Here is a 19054-nt window from a genome sequence, read left to right as displayed (position 1 = left end):
TCAACCCCATCGCTATGGAAGAAGGTCTGCGTTTCGCTATTCGCGAAGGCGGCCGTACCGTGGGCGCTGGCGTGGTTGCCAAGATCATTGCTTAAGTTTTGATTCGTAGGGGTATAGCTCAATTGGCAGAGCGTCGGTCTCCAAAACCGAAGGTTGTAGGTTCGATTCCTACTGCCCCTGCCACTGAATAAGTGGTCAACCAAGCCCGCCTAATTACAAGGCGGGCTTCGGCGTCTTGAGTGACGCCTAATTTCATCTCTGAATTGTCGACATGGCTGCTACACAAGTTGAAACTGTTAGTTCTGGTGCGGACAAGCTCAAGCTGTTTGCCGTAGCTGCATTGGTTATTGCCGGTATCGCCGGCTTTTACCTGTTGTCCAAACAAGGTGCGATTGCCCAGTGGGCCGTGCTGATTGTTGGGCTGATTGCGGCTGTCACCGTTTTTCTGGTGTCTGAACCAGGTAAGCAATTTGTTGGTTTTGCCAAGGACTCCTGGCGTGAAGTCAAGAAGGTAGTTTGGCCTTCGCGCAAAGAGACGCTGCAGATGACGGCCTACGTGTTTGCGTTTGTCGTCGTCATGTCTTTGTTCTTGTGGATGACTGATAAAACGCTGGAATGGGTCTTGTACGACCTGGTTCTGGGCTGGAGGAAGTAATGTCGAACACAGATGAAACCACCAACACAGGCGCTGAGGCGCCTGCAAGTGTTGCTAATCCCGATCTGCGCTGGTACATCGTGCATGCCTACTCTGGCATGGAGAAGGCCGTTGAGCGCAATATTCTGGAGCGCATTCACCGTTCGGACATGCAAAGCAAGTTCGGACGCATTCTGGTGCCTACCGAGGAAGTGGTGGAAGTGCGCAATGGTCAGAAGAAGACCACCGAGCGCCGCCTGTTCCCGGGTTATGTGTTCGTCGAGATGGTCATGGACGACGACACCTGGCACTTGGTCAAGCACACCAGCAAGGTGACGGGTTTTGTGGGCGGTGCCAAGAACCGCCCCGCTCCCATCTCCGAAGCCGAAGTCCAGAAGATCGTTCTGCAGATGGAAGAGGGCTCGGAAAAGCCGCGCCACAAGGTCGAGTTCATGGTTGGCGAGTTCATTCGCGTCAAGGAAGGTCCGTTCACGGACTTCAACGGATCGGTCGAAGAAGTAAACTACGAAAAGAGTCGACTTCGCGTTTCTGTTATGATCTTTGGCCGTTCAACTCCGGTTGAGCTTGAATTTGCACAGGTCGAAAAAACCTGATTGTTTTTCATGCACTTACAGACTCGGTGCCTAAACAGAGTCTTAACCCTCGGGGAGCCCGCACTGTGCAGTGTGGGCGTTTTTACCCGTAAGGAGCTATAAATGGCAAAGAAAATTGTCGGCTTCATCAAGCTGCAAGTCCCAGCTGGTAAAGCCAATCCATCGCCACCCATTGGTCCAGCACTGGGTCAACGTGGTCTTAACATCATGGAATTCTGCAAGGCGTTCAACGCCCAGACCCAAGGTGTTGAGCCAGGTCTGCCACTGCCTGTGGTGATCACCGCTTTTGCGGACAAGAGCTTCACGTTCGTCATCAAGACCCCACCCGCAACGGTGCTGATCAAGAAGGCGATCAAGCTGGACAAGGGTTCTGCGAATCCTCTGGCTACCAAGGTCGGCAAGATCACCCGCGCTCAGCTGGAAGAGATCGCCAAGACCAAGCTGAAGGACATGAACGCTGCTGACATCGACGCCGCTGTGCGCACGTTGGCTGGTTCTGCCCGTTCCATGGGCGTTACGGTGGAGGGCCTCTGAGATGGCAAAGTTGACCAAAAAGCAAAAGGCCCAGCAAGGCAAGGTGGAAGCCACCAAGCTGTACGCATTCGCTGACGCAGTTGCGCTCGTTAAAGACGCAGCAACGGCCAAGTTCGATGAATCCATCGACGTGGCTATTCAGCTGGGCGTGGATGCCAAGAAGTCGGACCAAGTGGTTCGTGGCGCTGTCGTGCTGCCTAACGGCACCGGCAAGACCACCCGCGTGGCTGTGTTCGCACAAGGCGCCAAGGCTGAAGAAGCCAAGGCTGCTGGTGCCGATATCGTAGGTATGGACGAGCTGGCCGCCATGGTCAAGGCTGGTGACATGCCTTTCGACATCGTGATCGCTGCACCTGACGCGATGCGCGTTGTGGGTACCCTGGGTCAGATCCTGGGCCCACGTGGCCTGATGCCTAACCCCAAGGTTGGCACCGTGACTCCCGATGTTGCTACGGCTGTGAAGAACGCTAAGGCAGGTCAAGTGCAATTCCGCGTCGACAAGGCCGGTATCGTGCACTCCACCATCGGTCGTCGCTCGTTCGACAACGACAAGCTGCAAGGCAACCTGGCAGCTCTGGTCGATGCATTGAACAAGGCCAAGCCAGCTACCAGCAAGGGTCTGTACCTGCGCAAGGTGGCGGTGTCGTCGACGATGGGTATCGGCGTTCGCGTCGATGCACAGACCATCGCAGCGTAATTGCAAAAAAATCGTCAGACCGGTGCTTGCACCGGTCTGGTGTGGTGGGCTGGCAAGGGGCTTTGAAAAAAGCGCCTGGTCAGGCCATCCAAGACCGTTGGTGTGATGTTGGATCACTTAAATCTTTTGCCAACGCAGATGGCGATCCCGCTGCAGATGGATGAATTTCCAAAACAGTTGGTCGCTGCAACAAGAGCGCGCAGGTGGAGTTCGCTCCTAATGCGCATTTGAAGGAGTAGACCTTGAGTCTGAATCGCAGTGAGAAAGAAGCGGTCATTAGTGAAGTGACCAGCCTCGCCGCAAAAGCTCAAACGCTTGTGTTGGCGGAATACCGCGGCATTACGGTCGCTGACATGACGAAGCTGCGCGTGGAAGCGCGCAAGCAAGGCGTGACGCTGAGTGTTCTGAAGAACACCCTGGCTCGTCGCGCTGTTGCTGGTAGCAGCTTTGAAGTGGTGGCTGACCAAATGACCGGCCCGCTGATCTACGGTTTCTCTGAAGATGCAATCGCCGCTGCCAAGGTAGTGGCCGATTTCGCGAAGACCAACGACAAGTTGGTGATTCGCGGTGGTGCATTCGAAGGAAAAGCGTTGGACGCTAACAGCGTTAAGCAACTGGCAAGTGTGCCTTCCAAGGAAGTGCTGCTGGCCCAATTGTGTGGCTTGCTCATGTCGCCAATCTCGCGTACGGCCGTTGTGCTGGGCGCGCTGGCGGCAAAAATGGGCGAAGGTGCCGAAGTCGGCGAAGTCACCGAAGTTGCTGCAGCTTAAGCGCGGCAAAACCAACCGAAATATTTAGGAAATCAAAATGGCATTCGATAAAGACGCATTCTTGACCTCCCTGGACAGCATGACTGTTCTGGAACTGAACGACCTGGTCAAGGCAATTGAAGAGAAGTTTGGCGTGAGCGCTGCTGCTATGGCCGCTCCTGCTGCTGGTGGCGGTGCTGCTGCTGCTGTGGAAGAAAAGACCGAGTTCAACCTGGTGCTGCTGGAAGCTGGCGCTAACAAGGTTGGCGTGATCAAGGCCGTGCGTGAAATCACCGGCCTGGGTCTGAAGGAAGCCAAGGACATGGTTGACGGCGCTCCTAAGGTGCTGAAGGAAGCCATGCCTAAGGCTGACGCTGAAGCTGCTGCCAAGAAGCTGGTTGACGCCGGCGCTAAGGCTGAACTCAAGTAATTGAGTGTCTCGCCGAGGCTGGAGTACCCGAAAAGGTGCTCCAGCCTTTGGCGCTTCTGGAATCGCGTGCGCTAGAGCACACCAAAAACTGGCTGTTGATGGCTGATTTTTAGTGTTTTCTAACATCCGACACTAGAAAACCCCTTGGTTCGGGTGGTGTGCAATGCACCACCGTCTGCCATGGTTGGTAGTGGCCAACCCACCAAGCTGCAGCCCCCTCGCGGGGGTGTCGTCGAAGACCCAGGACTCATGTCTTTGCCCGGAGATCTCATGGCCTATTCTTACACCGAACGCAAGCGAATCCGCAAAAGTTTCGGCAGCCGCGATAGCGTGCTCGAAGTGCCTTACCTGCTGCAAATGCAAAAAGATGCCTACACCGCATTTTTGCAAGCAGACTCGGCCCCTAAAAAACGTACTGATGAGGGCTTGCAAGCCGCTTTCAACTCTGCTTTCCCCATCGTCTCGCACAATGGTTTTGTGGAGATGAAGTTTGTCGAGTACAACCTCGCCAGGCCCGCTTTTGACGTGCGTGAATGCCAGACCCGTGGTCTGACCTTCTCGTCGGCTGTGCGCGCCAAGGTGCAGTTGATCATCTATGACCGTGAATCTTCCACGCCCCAATCCAAGGTGGTCAAGGAAGTGAAAGAACAAGAAGTCTACATGGGCGAAGTGCCTCTGATGACTGACAAAGGTTCGTTCATTGTCAATGGCACCGAGCGCGTGATCGTCTCGCAGCTGCACCGCTCGCCTGGCGTGTTCTTTGAACACGACAAGGGCAAGACCCACAGCTCGGGCAAGTTGCTGTTCTCGGCACGCATCATCCCGTACCGCGGCTCCTGGCTGGACTTCGAGTTCGACCCCAAGGACCTGCTGTTCTTCCGTGTGGACCGCCGCCGCAAGATGCCGGTGTCGATTCTGCTGAAGGCCATCGGCATGACGCCGGAGTCGATCCTGGCGACGTTCTATGAGAACGACAACTTCCGCCTGATGGACAGCGGCGCACAAATGGAATTTGTGGCTGACCGTCTCAAGGGTGAAGTCGCACGCTTTGACATCACCGACAAGTCGGGCAAAGTGGTTGTGGCCAAAGACAAGCGCATCACCGCGCGCCACACCCGCGAGATGGAGCAATCGGGCACCAAGTTCATCAGCGTGCCTGAGGACTTCCTGCTCGGCCGCGTGGCTGCCAAGAACATCGTTGACCCTGACACCGGTGAAATCATCGCCAAGGCCAACGAGGAAATGACCGAAGCGCTGCTCAAGAAGCTGCGCTCGGCCGGTATCCAGGATCTGGCTTGCATCTACACGAACGAGCTGAGCCACGGCGCCTACATCTCGCAGACCCTGCGCACCGATGAAACCGCTGACGAGTTCGCTGCACGCGTGGCCATCTACCGCATGATGCGCCCCGGCGAGCCACCGACCGAAGATGCAGTGCAGGCGCTGTTCCAGCGTTTGTTCTACAACGAAGACACCTACGATCTGTCGCGCGTCGGCCGCATGAAGTTCAACGCCAAGATTGGCCGCGACACCGCGATCGGCCCCATGGTGCTGTCCAACGAAGACATCCTCGAAGTCGTGAAGATCCTGGTGGATCTGCGCAACGGCAAGGGTGAAGTCGACGACATCGACCACTTGGGCAACCGCCGCGTGCGTTGCGTGGGCGAGCTGGCCGAAAACCAGTACCGCACCGGTCTGGCACGTATCGAAAAGGCTGTGAAGGAGCGTCTGGGCCAGGCTGAGCAAGAGCCCCTGATGCCGCACGACCTGATCAACAGCAAGCCGATCTCGGCTGCACTGAAGGAATTCTTCGGTGCCTCGCAGCTGTCGCAGTTCATGGACCAGACCAACCCGCTGGCTGAAATCACGCACAAGCGCCGTGTTTCCGCTCTGGGCCCAGGTGGTCTGACCCGCGAACGTGCAGGCTTCGAAGTGCGTGACGTGCACGTGACCCACTACGGTCGCGTCTGCCCGATTGAAACGCCTGAAGGTCCAAACATTGGTCTGATCAACTCGCTGGCTCTGTATGCGCGCCTGAACGAGTACGGTTTCATCGAAACCCCTTACCGTCGTGTGATCGATGGCAAGGTGACCGACCAGATGGACTACCTCTCGGCCATCGAAGAAGGCAAGTACGTGATCGCGCAGGCCAATGCCGAGCTCGACGCCGAAGGCCGTCTGACCGGTGACCTGGTCTCTGCCCGTGAAAACGGTGAATCGACCCTGCTGTCCGCCGAGCGCGTGCAGTACATGGACGTGTCGCCCGCACAGATCGTGTCGGTGGCCGCTTCGCTGATTCCGTTCCTGGAACACGATGACGCGAACCGCGCATTGATGGGTGCCAACATGTCGCGCCAGGCCGTGCCTGTGCTGCGCCCTGAAAAGCCCATGGTCGGTACCGGTATCGAGCGCGTTGCTGCGGTCGATTCGGGCACCGTGGTGACGGCTACCCGTGGCGGTATCGTCGATTATGTGGACGCGACCCGTATCGTGATCCGCGTGAACGACGAAGAAGCCGTGGCCGGTGAAGTGGGTGTGGACATCTACAACCTCATCAAGTACCAGCGTTCCAACCAGAACACCAACATCCACCAGCGTCCTGTCGTCAGCCGTGGCGACAAGCTGGCCAAGGGTGACGTGATTGCCGACGGCGCATCGACCGACCTGGGCGAAATCGCCATTGGTCAGAACATGCTGATCGCCTTCATGACCTGGAACGGCTACAACTTCGAAGACTCGATCCTGATCTCCGAACGCGTGGTGGCAGAAGACCGCTACACCTCGATCCACATCGAGGAGTTGGTGGTGATGGCCCGTGACACCAAGCTGGGTGCCGAGGAAATCACACGCGACATCCCGAACCTGTCCGAGCAGCAACTCAACCGTCTGGACGAGTCCGGCATCATCTACGTGGGTGCAGAAGTGCAGCCCGGCGATGTGCTGGTGGGCAAGGTCACGCCTAAGGGCGAGACCACCTTGACGCCAGAAGAAAAGCTGCTGCGCGCCATCTTCGGTGAGAAGGCGTCCGACGTGAAGGACACCTCGCTGCGCGTGGACCAGGGCTCGCAAGGCACCGTGATCGATGTGCAGGTCTTCACCCGTGAAGGCATCACGCGCGACAAGCGCGCCCAGCAGATCATCGACGATGAACTCAAGCGCTTCCGCCTGGACCTGAACGACCAGCTGCGTATTGTGGAAGCCGATGCGTTTGACCGTATCGCCAAGCTGCTCAACGGCCGCGTGGCCAATGGCGGCCCACAAAAGCTGGCCAAGGGCACCAAGATCGACAAGGCCTATCTGGACGGCGTGGAGAAGTTCCACTGGTTCGATATTCGCCCTGCCGAAGACGACGTCGCCGCACAGCTGGAGTCCATCAAGAACTCCATCGAGCAGCAACGCCACAACTTCGACCTGGCTTTTGAAGAAAAGCGCAAGAAGTTGACCCAAGGCGACGAGCTGCCCGCTGGCGTGCTCAAGATGGTCAAGGTCTACCTGGCCGTCAAGCGCCGCTTGCAGCCTGGTGACAAGATGGCCGGCCGCCACGGTAACAAGGGTGTGGTCTCCAAGATCGTGCCGGTGGAAGACATGCCTTTCATGGCAGATGGCACCACGGCCGACATCGTGCTGAACCCGCTGGGCGTGCCTTCGCGCATGAACATCGGTCAGGTGCTGGAAGTCCACCTGGGCTGGGCCGGCAAGGGCCTGGGCCAGCGTATCGGTGACATGCTGCAGGCCGAAGCCCGTGCCTCTGAAGTGCGCGCCTTCCTGGAAGAGGTGTACAACAGCCGCGGTCGCAAGGAAGACCTCAAGCAGCTGACCGATGAGCAAGTGATGTTCATGGCGGACAACCTGAAGAACGGCGTGCCTTTCGCAACGCCGGTGTTCGACGGTGCTTCCGAGCAGGAAATCCAGGACATGCTCAAGCTGGCCTACCCGGATGACATCCAGGCACGCAAGGGTCTGACCGAGCCACGCACGCAAGCGTATCTGTATGACGGCCGCACCGGTGATCGCTTCGAGCGCCCCACCACCATCGGCTACATGCACTACCTCAAGCTGCACCACTTGGTCGATGACAAGATGCACGCCCGCTCCACCGGTCCTTACTCGCTGGTGACGCAACAACCTCTGGGCGGTAAGGCCCAGTTCGGTGGTCAGCGTTTTGGTGAGATGGAAGTGTGGGCGCTGGAAGCTTACGGCGCCGCCTATGTGCTGCAGGAAATGCTGACCGTGAAGTCCGATGACGTGGTGGGCCGTACCAAGGTGTACGAATCCATCGTCAAGGGTGAACACGCTATCGAAGCCGGCATGCCGGAGTCGTTCAATGTGCTGGTCAAGGAAATCCGTTCCCTGGGCCTGGACATCGAACTGGAACGTTCTTAATTGAAGGGGGCAAGAGTCTATGAAATCGCTACTCGACCTGTTCAAACAATTTACGCCTGATGAGCATTTCGATGCCATCAAAATCGGCCTGGCTTCGCCCGAAAAGATCCGCTCGTGGTCTTTCGGCGAGGTGAAGAAACCCGAGACCATCAACTACCGTACCTTCAAGCCCGAGCGCGATGGTCTGTTCTGCGCCAAGATCTTTGGCCCGATCAAGGACTACGAATGCCTGTGCGGCAAGTACAAGCGCTTGAAGCACCGCGGTGTGATCTGCGAGAAGTGCGGCGTTGAAGTCACGCAGACCAAGGTGCGCCGCGAGCGCATGGGTCACATCGACCTGGCCGCGCCTTGCGCCCACATCTGGTTCCTCAAGTCCCTGCCTTCGCGCTTGGGCCTGGTGCTGGACATGACCTTGCGCGACATCGAGCGCGTGCTGTACTTCGAAGCCTATGTGGTGACCGACCCCGGCATGACCCCGCTGAAGAAATTCAGCATCATGTCGGAAGACGAATACGACAAGAACGTCGACGAGTACGGTGATGAATTCGTGGCCAAGATGGGCGCCGAAGGCATCAAGGACCTGCTCGAAGGCATCGAGATCGATTCGGAAATCGAGCGCCTGCGCAACGATCTGACCGGCTCCGAAGTCAAGGTCAAGAAGAACGCCAAGCGCCTGAAGCTCTTGGAAGCGTTCAAGAAGTCCGGCATCAAGCCCGGCTGGATGGTGATGGAAGTGCTGCCTGTGCTGCCTCCAGATCTGCGTCCGCTGGTGCCGCTGGACGGCGGCCGCTTTGCGACCTCCGACCTGAACGACCTGTACCGCCGCGTTATCAACCGTAACTCGCGTCTGCGCCGCCTGCTGGAGCTGAAGGCTCCAGAGATCATTGCCCGCAATGAAAAGCGCATGCTGCAAGAAGCGGTGGATTCGCTGCTGGACAACGGCCGCCGTGGCAAGGCCATGACCGGCGCCAACAAGCGTGCGCTGAAGTCGCTGGCCGACATGATCAAGGGCAAGAGCGGTCGTTTCCGCCAGAACTTGCTGGGCAAGCGCGTGGACTACTCCGGTCGTTCCGTGATTACCGTGGGCCCAACGCTCAAGCTGCACCAGTGCGGTCTGCCCAAGCTGATGGCGCTGGAGCTGTTCAAGCCTTTCATCTTCGCGCAACTCGAAGCGCGTGGCATTGCCACGACCATCAAGGCTGCCAAGAAGGAAGTCGAAACCGGCACGCCCGTCGTGTGGGACATCTTGGAAGAGGTGATCCGCGAGCACCCGATCATGCTCAACCGTGCGCCAACGCTGCACCGTCTGGGTATCCAGGCGTTCGAGCCTATCCTGATCGAAGGCAAGGCACTGCAACTGCACCCGCTGGTCTGCGCGGCATTCAACGCCGACTTTGACGGTGACCAGATGGCTGTTCACGTACCGCTGTCGGTGGAAGCACAGATGGAAGCGCGCACCTTGATGCTCGCCTCCAACAACGTGCTGTTCCCCGCATCGGGCGAGCCCTCGATTGTTCCTTCTCAAGACGTGGTCCTGGGCTTGTACCAGGCCACCCGCGAGCGGATCAACGCCAAGGGCGAAGGCATGGTGTTCTCCGACATCGGCGAAGTGCAACGCGCACTGGATGCCGAAGAAGTCGAGAGCGCCACCAAGATCAGCGTGCGTCTGACCGAGTGGAGCAAGAGCAAGGCGACCGGCGATTTTGAGCCAACGACCAAGCTGGTGGAAACCACCGTGGGCCGTGCGTTGCTGTCCGAGATCCTGCCCAAGGGCATGCCTTTTTCTTCGATCAACAAGACGTTGAAGAAGAAAGAGATCTCCAAGCTGATCAACATCTCGTTCCGCAAGTGTGGCTTGAAGGAAACCGTGGTGTTCGCCGACAAGCTGCTGCAAAACGGCTTCCGTCTGGCAACCCGCTCCGGTATCTCGATCGCCATTGGCGACATGTTGGTACCTCCGCAAAAGGCCGAGATCATTGCCCGCTCCGAAGGGGAAGTGAAGGAAATCGAGCAGCAGTACGTCTCCGGTCTGGTGACCGCTGGTGAGCGCTACAACAAGGTGGTGGACATCTGGGGCAAGGCCGGTGACGAAGTCTCCAAGGTCATGATGGCCCAGCTGGCCAAGGAAAAGGTCATTGACCGCCATGGCAACGAAGTCGATCAGGAATCGTTCAACGCGATTTACATGATGGCCGACTCCGGCGCCCGTGGCTCGGCCGCACAGATTCGCCAGCTGGCGGGTATGCGTGGTCTGATGGCCAAGCCTGATGGCTCGATCATTGAGACGCCTATTACCGCGAACTTCCGCGAAGGCCTCAACGTGTTGCAGTACTTCATCTCGACCCACGGTGCCCGTAAGGGTCTGGCGGATACGGCATTGAAGACGGCTAACTCCGGCTACCTGACGCGTCGTCTGGTGGACGTGACGCAGGACTTGGTGATCACCGAGCTCGATTGCGGCACGCACAACGGCACCTTGATGCGCGCTGTGGTTGAAGGTGGTGAAGTGATCGAATCGCTGCGCGACCGTATCCTCGGCCGTACCGCTGCGGACGAAGTGCTGCACCCCGAAACCCGCGCTGTGCTGGCCAAGGCTGGCGACCTGCTGGACGAAGACCTGATCGAAGAGCTGGAATTGGCCGGTGTGGACGAAGTGAAGGTGCGTACGGCACTGACCTGCGAAACCCGCTTCGGTCTGTGCGCCACCTGCTACGGCCGCGACTTGGGCCGTGGCGGCATGATCAACCTCGGCGAAGCCGTGGGTGTGATCGCAGCCCAGTCCATCGGTGAGCCTGGCACGCAGCTGACCATGCGTACCTTCCACATCGGTGGTGCGGCTTCGCGTGCGGCAGTGGCCTCCAGTGTGGAAGCCAAGTCCAACGGTATCGTGGGCTTCAACCCACAGATGCGCTATGTGACCAACAACAAGGGCGAGCTGGTGGTGATTTCCCGCTCCGGCGAGATCGTCATCCAGGACGAGTACGGCCGCGAGCGTGAGCGTCACAAGATGCCTTACGGCGCCATCTTGTCGATCAAGCCTGATCAACAGATCAAGGCTGGTACCGTGTTGGCCAACTGGGATCCGCTGACCCGCCCCATCATTACCGAATACGCCGGTCAGGTGAAGTTCGAGAACGTGGAAGAAGGTCTGACGGTGGCCAAGCAGGTCGACGAAGTGACCGGTCTGTCCACCCTGGTGGTGATCGATCCGAAGCACCGCGGCTCGGCCAAGGTGGTGCGTCCACAGGTCAAGCTGGCAGATGCCCAAGGCCAGGAAGTCAAGATCCCTGGTACCGACCACGCTGTGACGATCGGCTTCCAGGTTGGTGCTCTGCTGCAAGTGCGTGATGGCCAGGAAGTGGGCCCCGGCGAAGTGCTGGCCCGTATTCCTATGGAAGGCCAGAAGACCCGCGACATTACCGGTGGTCTGCCACGTGTGGCCGAACTGTTCGAAGCTCGTACGCCTAAGGACAAGGGCGCGCTGGCCGAGATGACCGGTACCGTGTCCTACGGTAAGGAAACCAAGGGCAAGGTGCGCCTGCAGATCACCGATCTGGAAGGCAAGGTCTGGGAAGAGCTGGTTCCGAAGGAACGCAACATCCTGGTGCACGAAGGCCAAGTGGTTAACAAGGGCGAGCTGATCGTCGACGGCCCAGCCGATCCGCAGGACATCCTGCGCCTGCTGGGTATCGAAGAGCTGTCGCGCTACATCGTGGACGAAGTGCAGGACGTGTACCGCTTGCAGGGCGTGAAGATCAACGACAAGCACATCGAGGTGATCGTTCGCCAGATGCTGCGTCGCGTGGTCATCGAATCCCAAGGCGATACCACCTACATCAAGGGTGAGCAGGTCGAGCGTTCCGAGGTGCTCAACACCAACGAAGCAGCGCAGCGCGATGGCAAGATCCCTGCGGTCTACTCCAACGTGTTGCTGGGTATTACCAAGGCTTCGCTGTCGACCGACTCCTTCATCTCGGCCGCTTCCTTCCAGGAAACGACCCGCGTGCTGACCGAGGCTGCCATCATGGGCAAGCGCGACGAGCTGCGTGGCTTGAAGGAAAACGTCATCGTCGGTCGTCTGATCCCTGCGGGCACTGGTATGGCTTACCACCAGGCACGCAAGGCCAAGGACGAGATGGACGAGGCCGAGCGCCGCGCCATCGCCGATGCAGAAGCTGCTGACCTGGCCGGTGTGTCGGATGAAGTAGTGGCCTCTGCGGAAAGCGCTGCCGACCCCGCTGCGGACTAAGCCGCCAAGCCCTGACCGGTGTGAGCCGGTCAGGTTTGGCTGAGCAAAACCCGTAATTTCGCGCCGCGGAATTACGGGTTTTTTAATGGCTGGCCGCCAGTTCGCTCCGGTGATGGCTAGGTGCAAAGCGCCCTTCCGACCTCGCATTCGGAGCCGGGGCAGGGCGTTTTGCACAGCGTCTTTACCAGGCAGGCTCTGCAAGCGCAGAGGCTTCCTGGGGCATATCGATTAGTATTCCTTTTGAACCGCAGAGGCACCCAGGCCTTTGCACTCCTTCGGCATGAACCCCTCTTCCCGTCCACGACAACCCTCCCGGGCCGCCACGGCACCCACCACCAACCAAGGCCCCAGCCTGTCAGCCCAGCTGCTGGCCGTGGCCCGTGCCTTGCAGGACGTGCGCCAGGGCCAGTCGGCCCGCGCCGTGCTGGGGGGCGTAGATCCGGCGCTGCGTGCCGGTGTGCAGGCCTTGTTGATGGATGTGCTGCGCGTGCTGGGCACGGCCGAAGCCCTGCGCGCCGAGCTGGCCCCGCGCAAACCGGCCAGCGCCGTCGATGCCCTGCTGTGCACGGCGCTGGCGCTGCTGCTGCCCGAGGTGCCGCGTTACGACGCCTTCACCGTGGTCAACCAGGCGGTGGACGCCGCCAAAAAACGCTCGGCCACCAAGTCGCAGTCGGCCTTTATCAACGGCTGCCTGCGCAGTTTTTTGCGCGAACGCGACGACCTGCTGCGCACCGTGGCCCAAGAGCCGGTCGCGCAGTACAACCACCCGCAGTGGTGGCTGAGCCGCTTGCAAAAAGACTACCCGCAGGATTGGCAGGCCATTGTGGCGGCCAACAATACACAAGCGCCAATGGCTCTGCGCGTCAATCTGCAGCGCTGCAGCCGTGCGGACTACCAAGCGCTGCTGGACGAAGCGGGCATAGAGGCGGTCGTCGGCGTCGGCCAGGCCGGTCTGGTGCTGACGCGTGGCGTGCCGGTGGACCAACTGCCGCAGTTTGCGCAAGGCTGGGTATCGGTGCAAGACAGCGCCGCCCAGATGGCGGCACCGTTGCTGCTCGATGCGCTGCTGCCGCATGACGGCCGCAGCCTGCATGTGCTCGATGCCTGTGCAGCCCCCGGCGGCAAGACCGCGCATCTGCTGGAGTACGCATCCGAGTCGCGGCCCATCGACATGGTGGCGCTGGAGATCGATGCCCAGCGCGCCGAACGCATTGGCGATACCTTGGTGCGGCTCGCGCTCCAGGCCGATGTGGTGGTGGCCAGCGGCAGCGAGGTGGCGAGCTGGCTGCCAGCGGTGCAAGCGCGCCACGGCATGCAGCAATTTGATGCAATTTTGCTGGATGCACCTTGCTCGGCCTCCGGCATCGTGCGCCGCCAGCCCGATGTACGCTGGCTGCGCCGCGCCACCGACATCGCACAACTGGCCGCCATACAGCGACAGCTGCTGGAGGCGCTGTGGCCGCTGGTCGTGCCCGGCGGACGGCTGCTGTACTGCACCTGCTCGGTGTTCCATGAAGAGGGCGAAGGCCAGGTGGCGCAGTTCCTCGGCCGCCACCCCGATGCCCAACGCCTGCCTGCGCCAGGGCATTTATTGCCACAGCTGCGTGAGGCCGGTCACAATAGCCCGGGCAGCCTGGCGCGTGACCATGACGGTTTTTACTACGCGCTGCTGCACAAGCCGCTTTGTTGAGCCCGTCCGTATGCGATTCATCCACACATTCTTCTTCATGCTGGTGCTGTGCTTTAGCGCAGCGGCTCCTGCCATGGCGTCGGACAATGAGAAGAAAGTCGAGCTGCAGTTGGTGCGCAATGCCGACGGCGCCTTTGCCACCGTAGCGCTGCAGTTCGCGCTGCCCGACCAGATTGAAGACGCGCTGAACAAAGGTGTGGCCCTGTACTTTGTGCAAGAGGCCGAGATCATCTCGGAGCGCTGGTACTGGCGCGACAAAACCGCCAAGAAAACCGCCCGCTACCTGCGGGTGAGCTACCAGCCGCTGACCCGGCGCTGGCGCCTGCATGTCTCCAGCATGCCGCTCACCGATGCGGGCGCCGTCACCTCCTTAGGCCAGAGCTTTGACAGCCTCGATGAAGTCATGCTGGTGGTCAAGCGGGTGCGCAACTGGAAGATCGCCAGCGCCGATGAGCTGTCCAATGATGTGGACTACCTGGTGAAATTCAATTTCCGGCTCGACAGCACCCAGCTGCCGCGTATCTTCCAGTTCGCGCCATTCAGCAACGGCGGCCTGAACCTGCAAATCCGCAGCCAGCTGCCGCTGCCAGAGGTAAGCACGCCGTGAAGGCCGAAAAGACCTCATCGATGCGCGTGGCCTACACGCCCAGCCGTGCACGCTGGTCGGTGATTGTGGGCCTGTCGACCATGATCGGCATTGGCCTGGTGCTGCTGTTTTTGCTGTCTTTCGCCACCAACAACCGCGTGCTGTACGAGCGCTATTACGGTGTGCTGCTGGGCGTCAATATCGGCGTGGCATGCGTGCTCAGCCTGGTGGTGCTCTGGGGTGTCGTCATCCTGGTGCGCCGCCTGGTGGCCCGGCGCTTTGGCAGCAAGCTGCTGCTCAAGCTGGCCGCCACCTTCGCCCTGGTCGGCGTTTTGCCCGGGGTCGTCATCTATTTCGTGTCCTACCAGTTTGTCTCGCGCTCCATCGAGAGCTGGTTTGATGTCAAGGTCGAGGGGGCGCTGGACGCCGGCGTCAACCTGGCGCGCATCACGCTCGACACCACCGCCAACGCCATGGCCGAGCGCACGCGCACGGCCAGCACGCAACTGTCTCAGATATCGGATGCTGCATCCGGCCTGGTGCTTGAACGCATCAAGGACCAGCTCGGTGCCGACGATGTGGTGCTGTGGTCGGCCAGCTCCCAGGCCATTGCCAGCACCGGCCTGTCCCGTTTTGTGCTGAACCCGGACAAGCCCTCCGCCGCCTTGCAGCGCGCGGCCAGTCAGCAGCAGCGCGCCTTCCAGATCGATGGGCTGGAAGAGGTGGCCGACATCAATGGCGCCATCACCGGCGACCCCTCCAAGGTGCGCGTCAAAACCCTGGTGCAGGTGGCCAATGGCGATGTGGGCGTGATCCCGGATGGCCGCTTTTTGCAGGCCACCATGTCACTGCCAGCGGCCTTGGTGGTCAACGCCCTCAAGGTGCAAGAAGCCAATCGCGAATACCAGGAGCGCGCGCTGGCGCGCGATGGTCTGCGGCGCATGTACATCGGCACCTTGACCTTGAGTTTGTTCTTGGCGGTGTTTGGTGCCGTGGTGCTGGCTGCGTTGCTTGGCAACCAGCTGGTGCGGCCGCTGCTGGTGCTGGCCGAAGGCGTGCGCGAGGTGGCATCGGGCAACCTGCGGCCCAAGCCGGTGTTGCCCAGCAAAGATGAGTTGAGTGGCCTGACCCGCTCGTTCGCTGAGATGACGCAGCAGCTGCTTGATGCCCGCCGCGCGGTGGAGCGCGGCATGCGCCAGACCGACGAGGCGCGCCAGAGCCTGCAGACCATTCTTGACAATCTGACGGCCGGCGTCATCGTGCTCGATGTCCAGGGCGTCATCCACTCCAGCAACCCGGGGGCGACCCGCATTCTGCGCGCGCCGCTGGCCGCCTTTGAAGGCCGTCCCCTGCGCGATCTGCCGGGCCTGCAGGCTTTTGCCCAGGAGGTGGACCATCAATTCTCCCGCCTGCACGATGTGACCGACGAGCACTATCTGGACCACTGGCAGCAGCCCTATGAGCTGCACGGCGACAGCCAGCTGCCCAACCAAAACAGCATCAGCCTGGTAGCGCGGGGCGCCACCTTGCCCGACAACCGCCGCTTGTTGGTGTTCGATGACATCTCCGAGATCGTCTCGGCGCAACGCGCCCAGGCCTGGGGTGAGGTGGCACGGCGTCTGGCCCATGAGATCAAGAACCCGCTCACGCCCATCCAGCTGTCTGCAGAGCGGCTGGAGATCAAGCTGGCGCACAAGCTCGAAGGCCAGGACCAGGCCATCTTGAAGAAATCCGTCACCACCATCGTCGACCAGGTCGATGCGATGAAGCGCCTGGTCAATGAGTTCCGCGACTACGCGCGCCTGCCGGCCGCCGAGCTGCAGGTGGTAGACCTCAACGCCCTCGTCATGGACGTGCTGCATCTGTATGGCGCCGAGAATGCAGTTGTACCGGTAGAGGCCGAACTCGACAGTGCAGCCCCGCGTATCATGGGCGATCCGCAGCAATTGCGGCAGGTCATCCACAACTTGCTGCAAAATGCACAGGATGCAACCCAACAGGCTTGGGCAGGCAAGGAGGCATCAGCACCAGCGGTGCGCATCTTCACCCGCTTCGTCAGCAACAGCAAGCGGGTGCGGTTGACAATTGCTGACTGCGGTTGCGGTTTTCCAGAACATATATTACAAAAGGCATTCGAGCCCTACGTGACGACCAAGCCCAGGGGTACCGGCTTGGGCTTGGCCGTTGTGAAGAAGATAGCGGACGAGCATGGCGCTCGCGTAGAAATTTCTAATCGAGTCGAGGGGGAAAAAATCTTAGGTGCCCAAGTGTCGTTATCATTCGCTATTGATAAAGCAATGGCGATTTGAAATTTCTCTTACGCCTGCAGCACTGGATTTTCAAAAAATATGGCAAATATTCTGGTTGTCGATGACGAGTTAGGCATTCGGGATCTCCTGTCTGAGATCTTGAACGATGAGGGGCACAGCGTTGATGTTGCGGAGAACGCCACACAGGCGCGGTTGGCACGCAACGAAAGTGCGTACGACCTGGTGCTGCTCGATATCTGGATGCCCGATACCGATGGCGTGTCGCTGCTCAAGGAATGGTCGATGACCGGCTTGCTCACCATGCCGGTGATCATGATGAGCGGCCATGCCACCATCGATACAGCGGTGGAAGCGACGCGCATTGGCGCGTTCTCTTTTTTGGAAAAGCCCATCACCATGCAAAAGCTGCTCAAGGCAGTCGAGCAGGGCCTGCAGCGCAATGTGCCGGCTCCCGTGCCCGCGCCCCCCGCTGCGGTGGCTGGCAAGGTGGTGCCTTCCTATGTGCCTTCGGCCTACAGCGCGCCGGCAGCGGCCAGCATTGCTACCGTGGCTGCGGCCGCCGATGCCGCGCCCAATGCACACCAGGGCTTTGATCTGGATCGCCCGTTGCGCGAAGCCCGCGATGGCTTCGAGAAGGCCTATTTCGAGTTCCATCTGGCCCGCGAAGGCGGCTCCATGACACGCGTGGCAGAGAAGACCGGCCTGGAGCGCACCCACCTGTACCGCAAGCTGCGCCAGCTGGGTGTGGACCTCACCCGCAATAAAAAGAACTGATTTCAGTTTTTTGAAAAAGCGCCTTCTTTTTCGCGCTATAATTTCACTCGTGGGCCCGGTAGCTCAGTTGGTAGAGCAGCGGATTGAAAATCCGCGTGTCCGTGGTTCGATTCCGCGCCAGGCCACCAAAACAACAAGCCTCTGCATCAGATCTGGTGCAGAGGCTTTCTTGTTTCTGGGTTTGCGGCGCGCAACACATGTGCAGCAATTCCCTCAACTTTCCAAACCGGCTCGCGGCGCAGGCTATAATGCTAGCTTGTGTTGGCCCGGTAGCTCAGTTGGTAGAGCAGCGGATTGAAAATCCGCGTGTCCGTGGTTCGATTCCGCGCCAGGCCACCAACAGCATTTTGAAGCCCATCCTTTGCGATGGGCTTTTTTGCGTTTGGGGCGCTCGCTGCGGCTGCCGTGCTGTTCAGGCTGCGGACTGGAGCAGCGCTTGCTTGAGGCCCGCAGGGTAGAGCGCAAGGCCACCGGGCGTATCCAACTCGGCCACATCAAACCAACGTGCCGTGCACTGCGTCCCGTTGCTTTCACGGAATGCAATGTGGTCCAGATAGGCGAAGCGCTCTGCATCAAACGCCACCTCGGCAATGAACAGCACTTCGTGACCCAGCGCCCCTTGGTGGGTGTAGAGGTTCTCCATCACGAGGGGCGCGCCGAGGATATCCACTGTGACCCCCAGCTCTTCCTGGAACTCGCGTTGGAGCGCTGTCTGCCAGCGCTCGCCAAACTCCACGCCACCGCCGATGGGGCGCACGCCGACCAAACGGCCTTGGTCATCAAAGACCTCGGTGGCCAGCAATTGGCCGTAGCGCCAATGCAGCCCAATGGCTTTCACTTTGATGTGTTGAGACGGTCTCCATGGGATTGCAGTCATGCTTGCCTCTTTAAAAAAGTGGGTTGTTAGCGTTTGCCGCCGCGTGCTCGCATGCGCTCACAAAGTTGCTGTATGACACCGGTCACAAGCGCGTGGTCGACCGGCTCTAACTCAGACAGCCATGCACTGATCTGCATCGCTTGGTGATCCGGGGCAACTGAGGGTTCAACGATCAGGTCACTGATCCTCACCTGCAGCGCTGCTGCGAGGCTCTCTAGCGTTTGCAGCGAAGCCGTTGATGTACCGCTTTCAAGGCGGTTAATGGTTTCTGACTCGACCTGCAGGCAGTTTGCCAACTCTGCTTGTGACCACTTGCGTGACTGTCTTAGCTCTGCAATGCGATTCCCAACGCGCTTGGTGATGGGCTCTGTCTTTTTGGCCATATTCGTTCAACTCCCATTCGACCCACCTTTGAACACAGGAATAGAAGTGGGGCAGGCCACGAGTGTCACGACTTCTTCAGAAGCTGTCGTCACGAAAAACGTGACATCACTCCGGTGCTTCAGGAGAGCAGTCGGTGGGAGTCTATGGAGTGAAGGGTGAAGGGTGCGCCTCTGTTCAGCTACA

Annotated in this window: 14 protein-coding genes, 3 tRNA genes and 1 pseudogene; 16 read left to right on the top strand and 2 right to left on the bottom strand. The window is 59.7% G+C overall.

Translation table 11 applies throughout. The annotated features are described in order from the left end of the window. The 16 genes and pseudogenes from M2375_RS21520 to M2375_RS21445 all read left to right on the top strand — a co-directional run. Positions 1 to 95 (top strand): annotated as a pseudogene (locus M2375_RS21520) (elongation factor Tu); the annotation flags it as partial. 12 nt (positions 96 to 107) lie between these two features. Next, positions 108 to 183 (top strand) — tRNA-Trp (locus M2375_RS21515). Positions 184 to 271: 88 nt separating this feature from the next. Continuing rightward, positions 272 to 655 carry a preprotein translocase subunit SecE gene (secE, locus tag M2375_RS21510; RefSeq protein ID WP_182325872.1) on the top strand — a complete coding sequence of 128 codons (384 nt, stop codon included), beginning with the start codon at positions 272 to 274 and terminating at the stop codon, positions 653 to 655. Further along, positions 655 to 1248 (top strand): transcription termination/antitermination protein NusG, encoded by a 594-nt coding sequence (nusG, locus tag M2375_RS21505; RefSeq protein WP_259170301.1) that lies wholly within the window; start codon positions 655 to 657, stop codon positions 1246 to 1248. The genes secE and nusG overlap by 1 nt, the downstream gene beginning before the upstream one ends. A gap of 102 nt (positions 1249 to 1350) precedes the next feature. Beyond that, on the top strand, positions 1351 to 1782 hold the full coding sequence (gene rplK, locus M2375_RS21500) for a 50S ribosomal protein L11 (RefSeq protein ID WP_259170300.1): 432 nt from the start codon (positions 1351 to 1353) through the stop codon (positions 1780 to 1782). Between the two features lies 1 nt (position 1783). After that, positions 1784 to 2479: a 50S ribosomal protein L1 gene (rplA, locus tag M2375_RS21495; protein ID WP_259170298.1), complete on the top strand. Its 696-nt coding sequence runs from the start codon at positions 1784 to 1786 to the stop codon at positions 2477 to 2479. Positions 2480 to 2721: 242 nt separating this feature from the next. After that, positions 2722 to 3249, top strand: coding sequence for a 50S ribosomal protein L10 (rplJ, locus tag M2375_RS21490; RefSeq protein WP_259170297.1), 528 nt, complete (start codon positions 2722 to 2724; stop codon positions 3247 to 3249). Positions 3250 to 3286: 37 nt separating this feature from the next. Next, positions 3287 to 3658 carry a 50S ribosomal protein L7/L12 gene (gene rplL, locus M2375_RS21485; RefSeq protein WP_259170296.1) on the top strand — a complete coding sequence of 124 codons (372 nt, stop codon included), beginning with the start codon at positions 3287 to 3289 and terminating at the stop codon, positions 3656 to 3658. Positions 3659 to 3928: 270 nt separating this feature from the next. Further along, complete coding sequence (gene rpoB, locus M2375_RS21480) at positions 3929 to 8041, top strand: DNA-directed RNA polymerase subunit beta (protein ID WP_259170295.1); 4113 nt, start codon at positions 3929 to 3931, stop codon at positions 8039 to 8041. 19 nt (positions 8042 to 8060) lie between these two features. Continuing rightward, positions 8061 to 12290, top strand: coding sequence for a DNA-directed RNA polymerase subunit beta' (gene rpoC / locus M2375_RS21475; protein WP_259170294.1), 4230 nt, complete (start codon positions 8061 to 8063; stop codon positions 12288 to 12290). A gap of 280 nt (positions 12291 to 12570) precedes the next feature. Next, positions 12571 to 13980 carry a 16S rRNA (cytosine(967)-C(5))-methyltransferase RsmB gene (rsmB, locus tag M2375_RS21470; protein WP_259170293.1) on the top strand — a complete coding sequence of 470 codons (1410 nt, stop codon included), beginning with the start codon at positions 12571 to 12573 and terminating at the stop codon, positions 13978 to 13980. Between the two features lie 10 nt (positions 13981 to 13990). Continuing rightward, the gene (locus M2375_RS21465; protein ID WP_259170292.1) at positions 13991 to 14587 is read left to right on the top strand and encodes a DUF4390 domain-containing protein; all 597 of its coding nucleotides are present in this window, start codon (positions 13991 to 13993) and stop codon (positions 14585 to 14587) included. Between the two features lie 20 nt (positions 14588 to 14607). Then, a complete protein-coding gene (locus tag M2375_RS21460) occupies positions 14608 to 16875 on the top strand; it encodes an ATP-binding protein (RefSeq protein WP_259170304.1) in 2268 nt (755 codons plus the stop codon). 39 nt (positions 16876 to 16914) lie between these two features. After that, entirely contained in the window at positions 16915 to 17610 is a 696-nt protein-coding gene (locus M2375_RS21455; RefSeq protein ID WP_259170291.1) for a response regulator, read from the top strand. 52 nt (positions 17611 to 17662) lie between these two features. Beyond that, a tRNA-Phe gene (locus tag M2375_RS21450) sits at positions 17663 to 17738 on the top strand. Positions 17739 to 17873: 135 nt separating this feature from the next. Beyond that, positions 17874 to 17949: transfer RNA gene (locus tag M2375_RS21445), tRNA-Phe, on the top strand. Between the two features lie 73 nt (positions 17950 to 18022). Here M2375_RS21445 and M2375_RS21440 read toward each other — a convergent pair. After that, the gene (locus M2375_RS21440; RefSeq protein ID WP_259170289.1) at positions 18023 to 18487 is read right to left on the bottom strand and encodes an NUDIX hydrolase; all 465 of its coding nucleotides are present in this window, start codon (positions 18485 to 18487) and stop codon (positions 18023 to 18025) included. 26 nt (positions 18488 to 18513) lie between these two features. Next, positions 18514 to 18870: a helix-turn-helix transcriptional regulator gene (locus tag M2375_RS21435; protein WP_259170287.1), complete on the bottom strand. Its 357-nt coding sequence runs from the start codon at positions 18868 to 18870 to the stop codon at positions 18514 to 18516. Positions 18871 to 19054: the final 184 nt, after the last annotated feature.

Source organism: Comamonas sp. BIGb0152, assembly GCF_024809975.1.
Lineage (GTDB): Bacteria > Pseudomonadota > Gammaproteobacteria > Burkholderiales > Burkholderiaceae_C > Comamonas.
The sequence above is the reverse complement of the archived record's forward strand: the minus strand, read 5'-3'. Positions and strand labels throughout refer to the sequence as shown.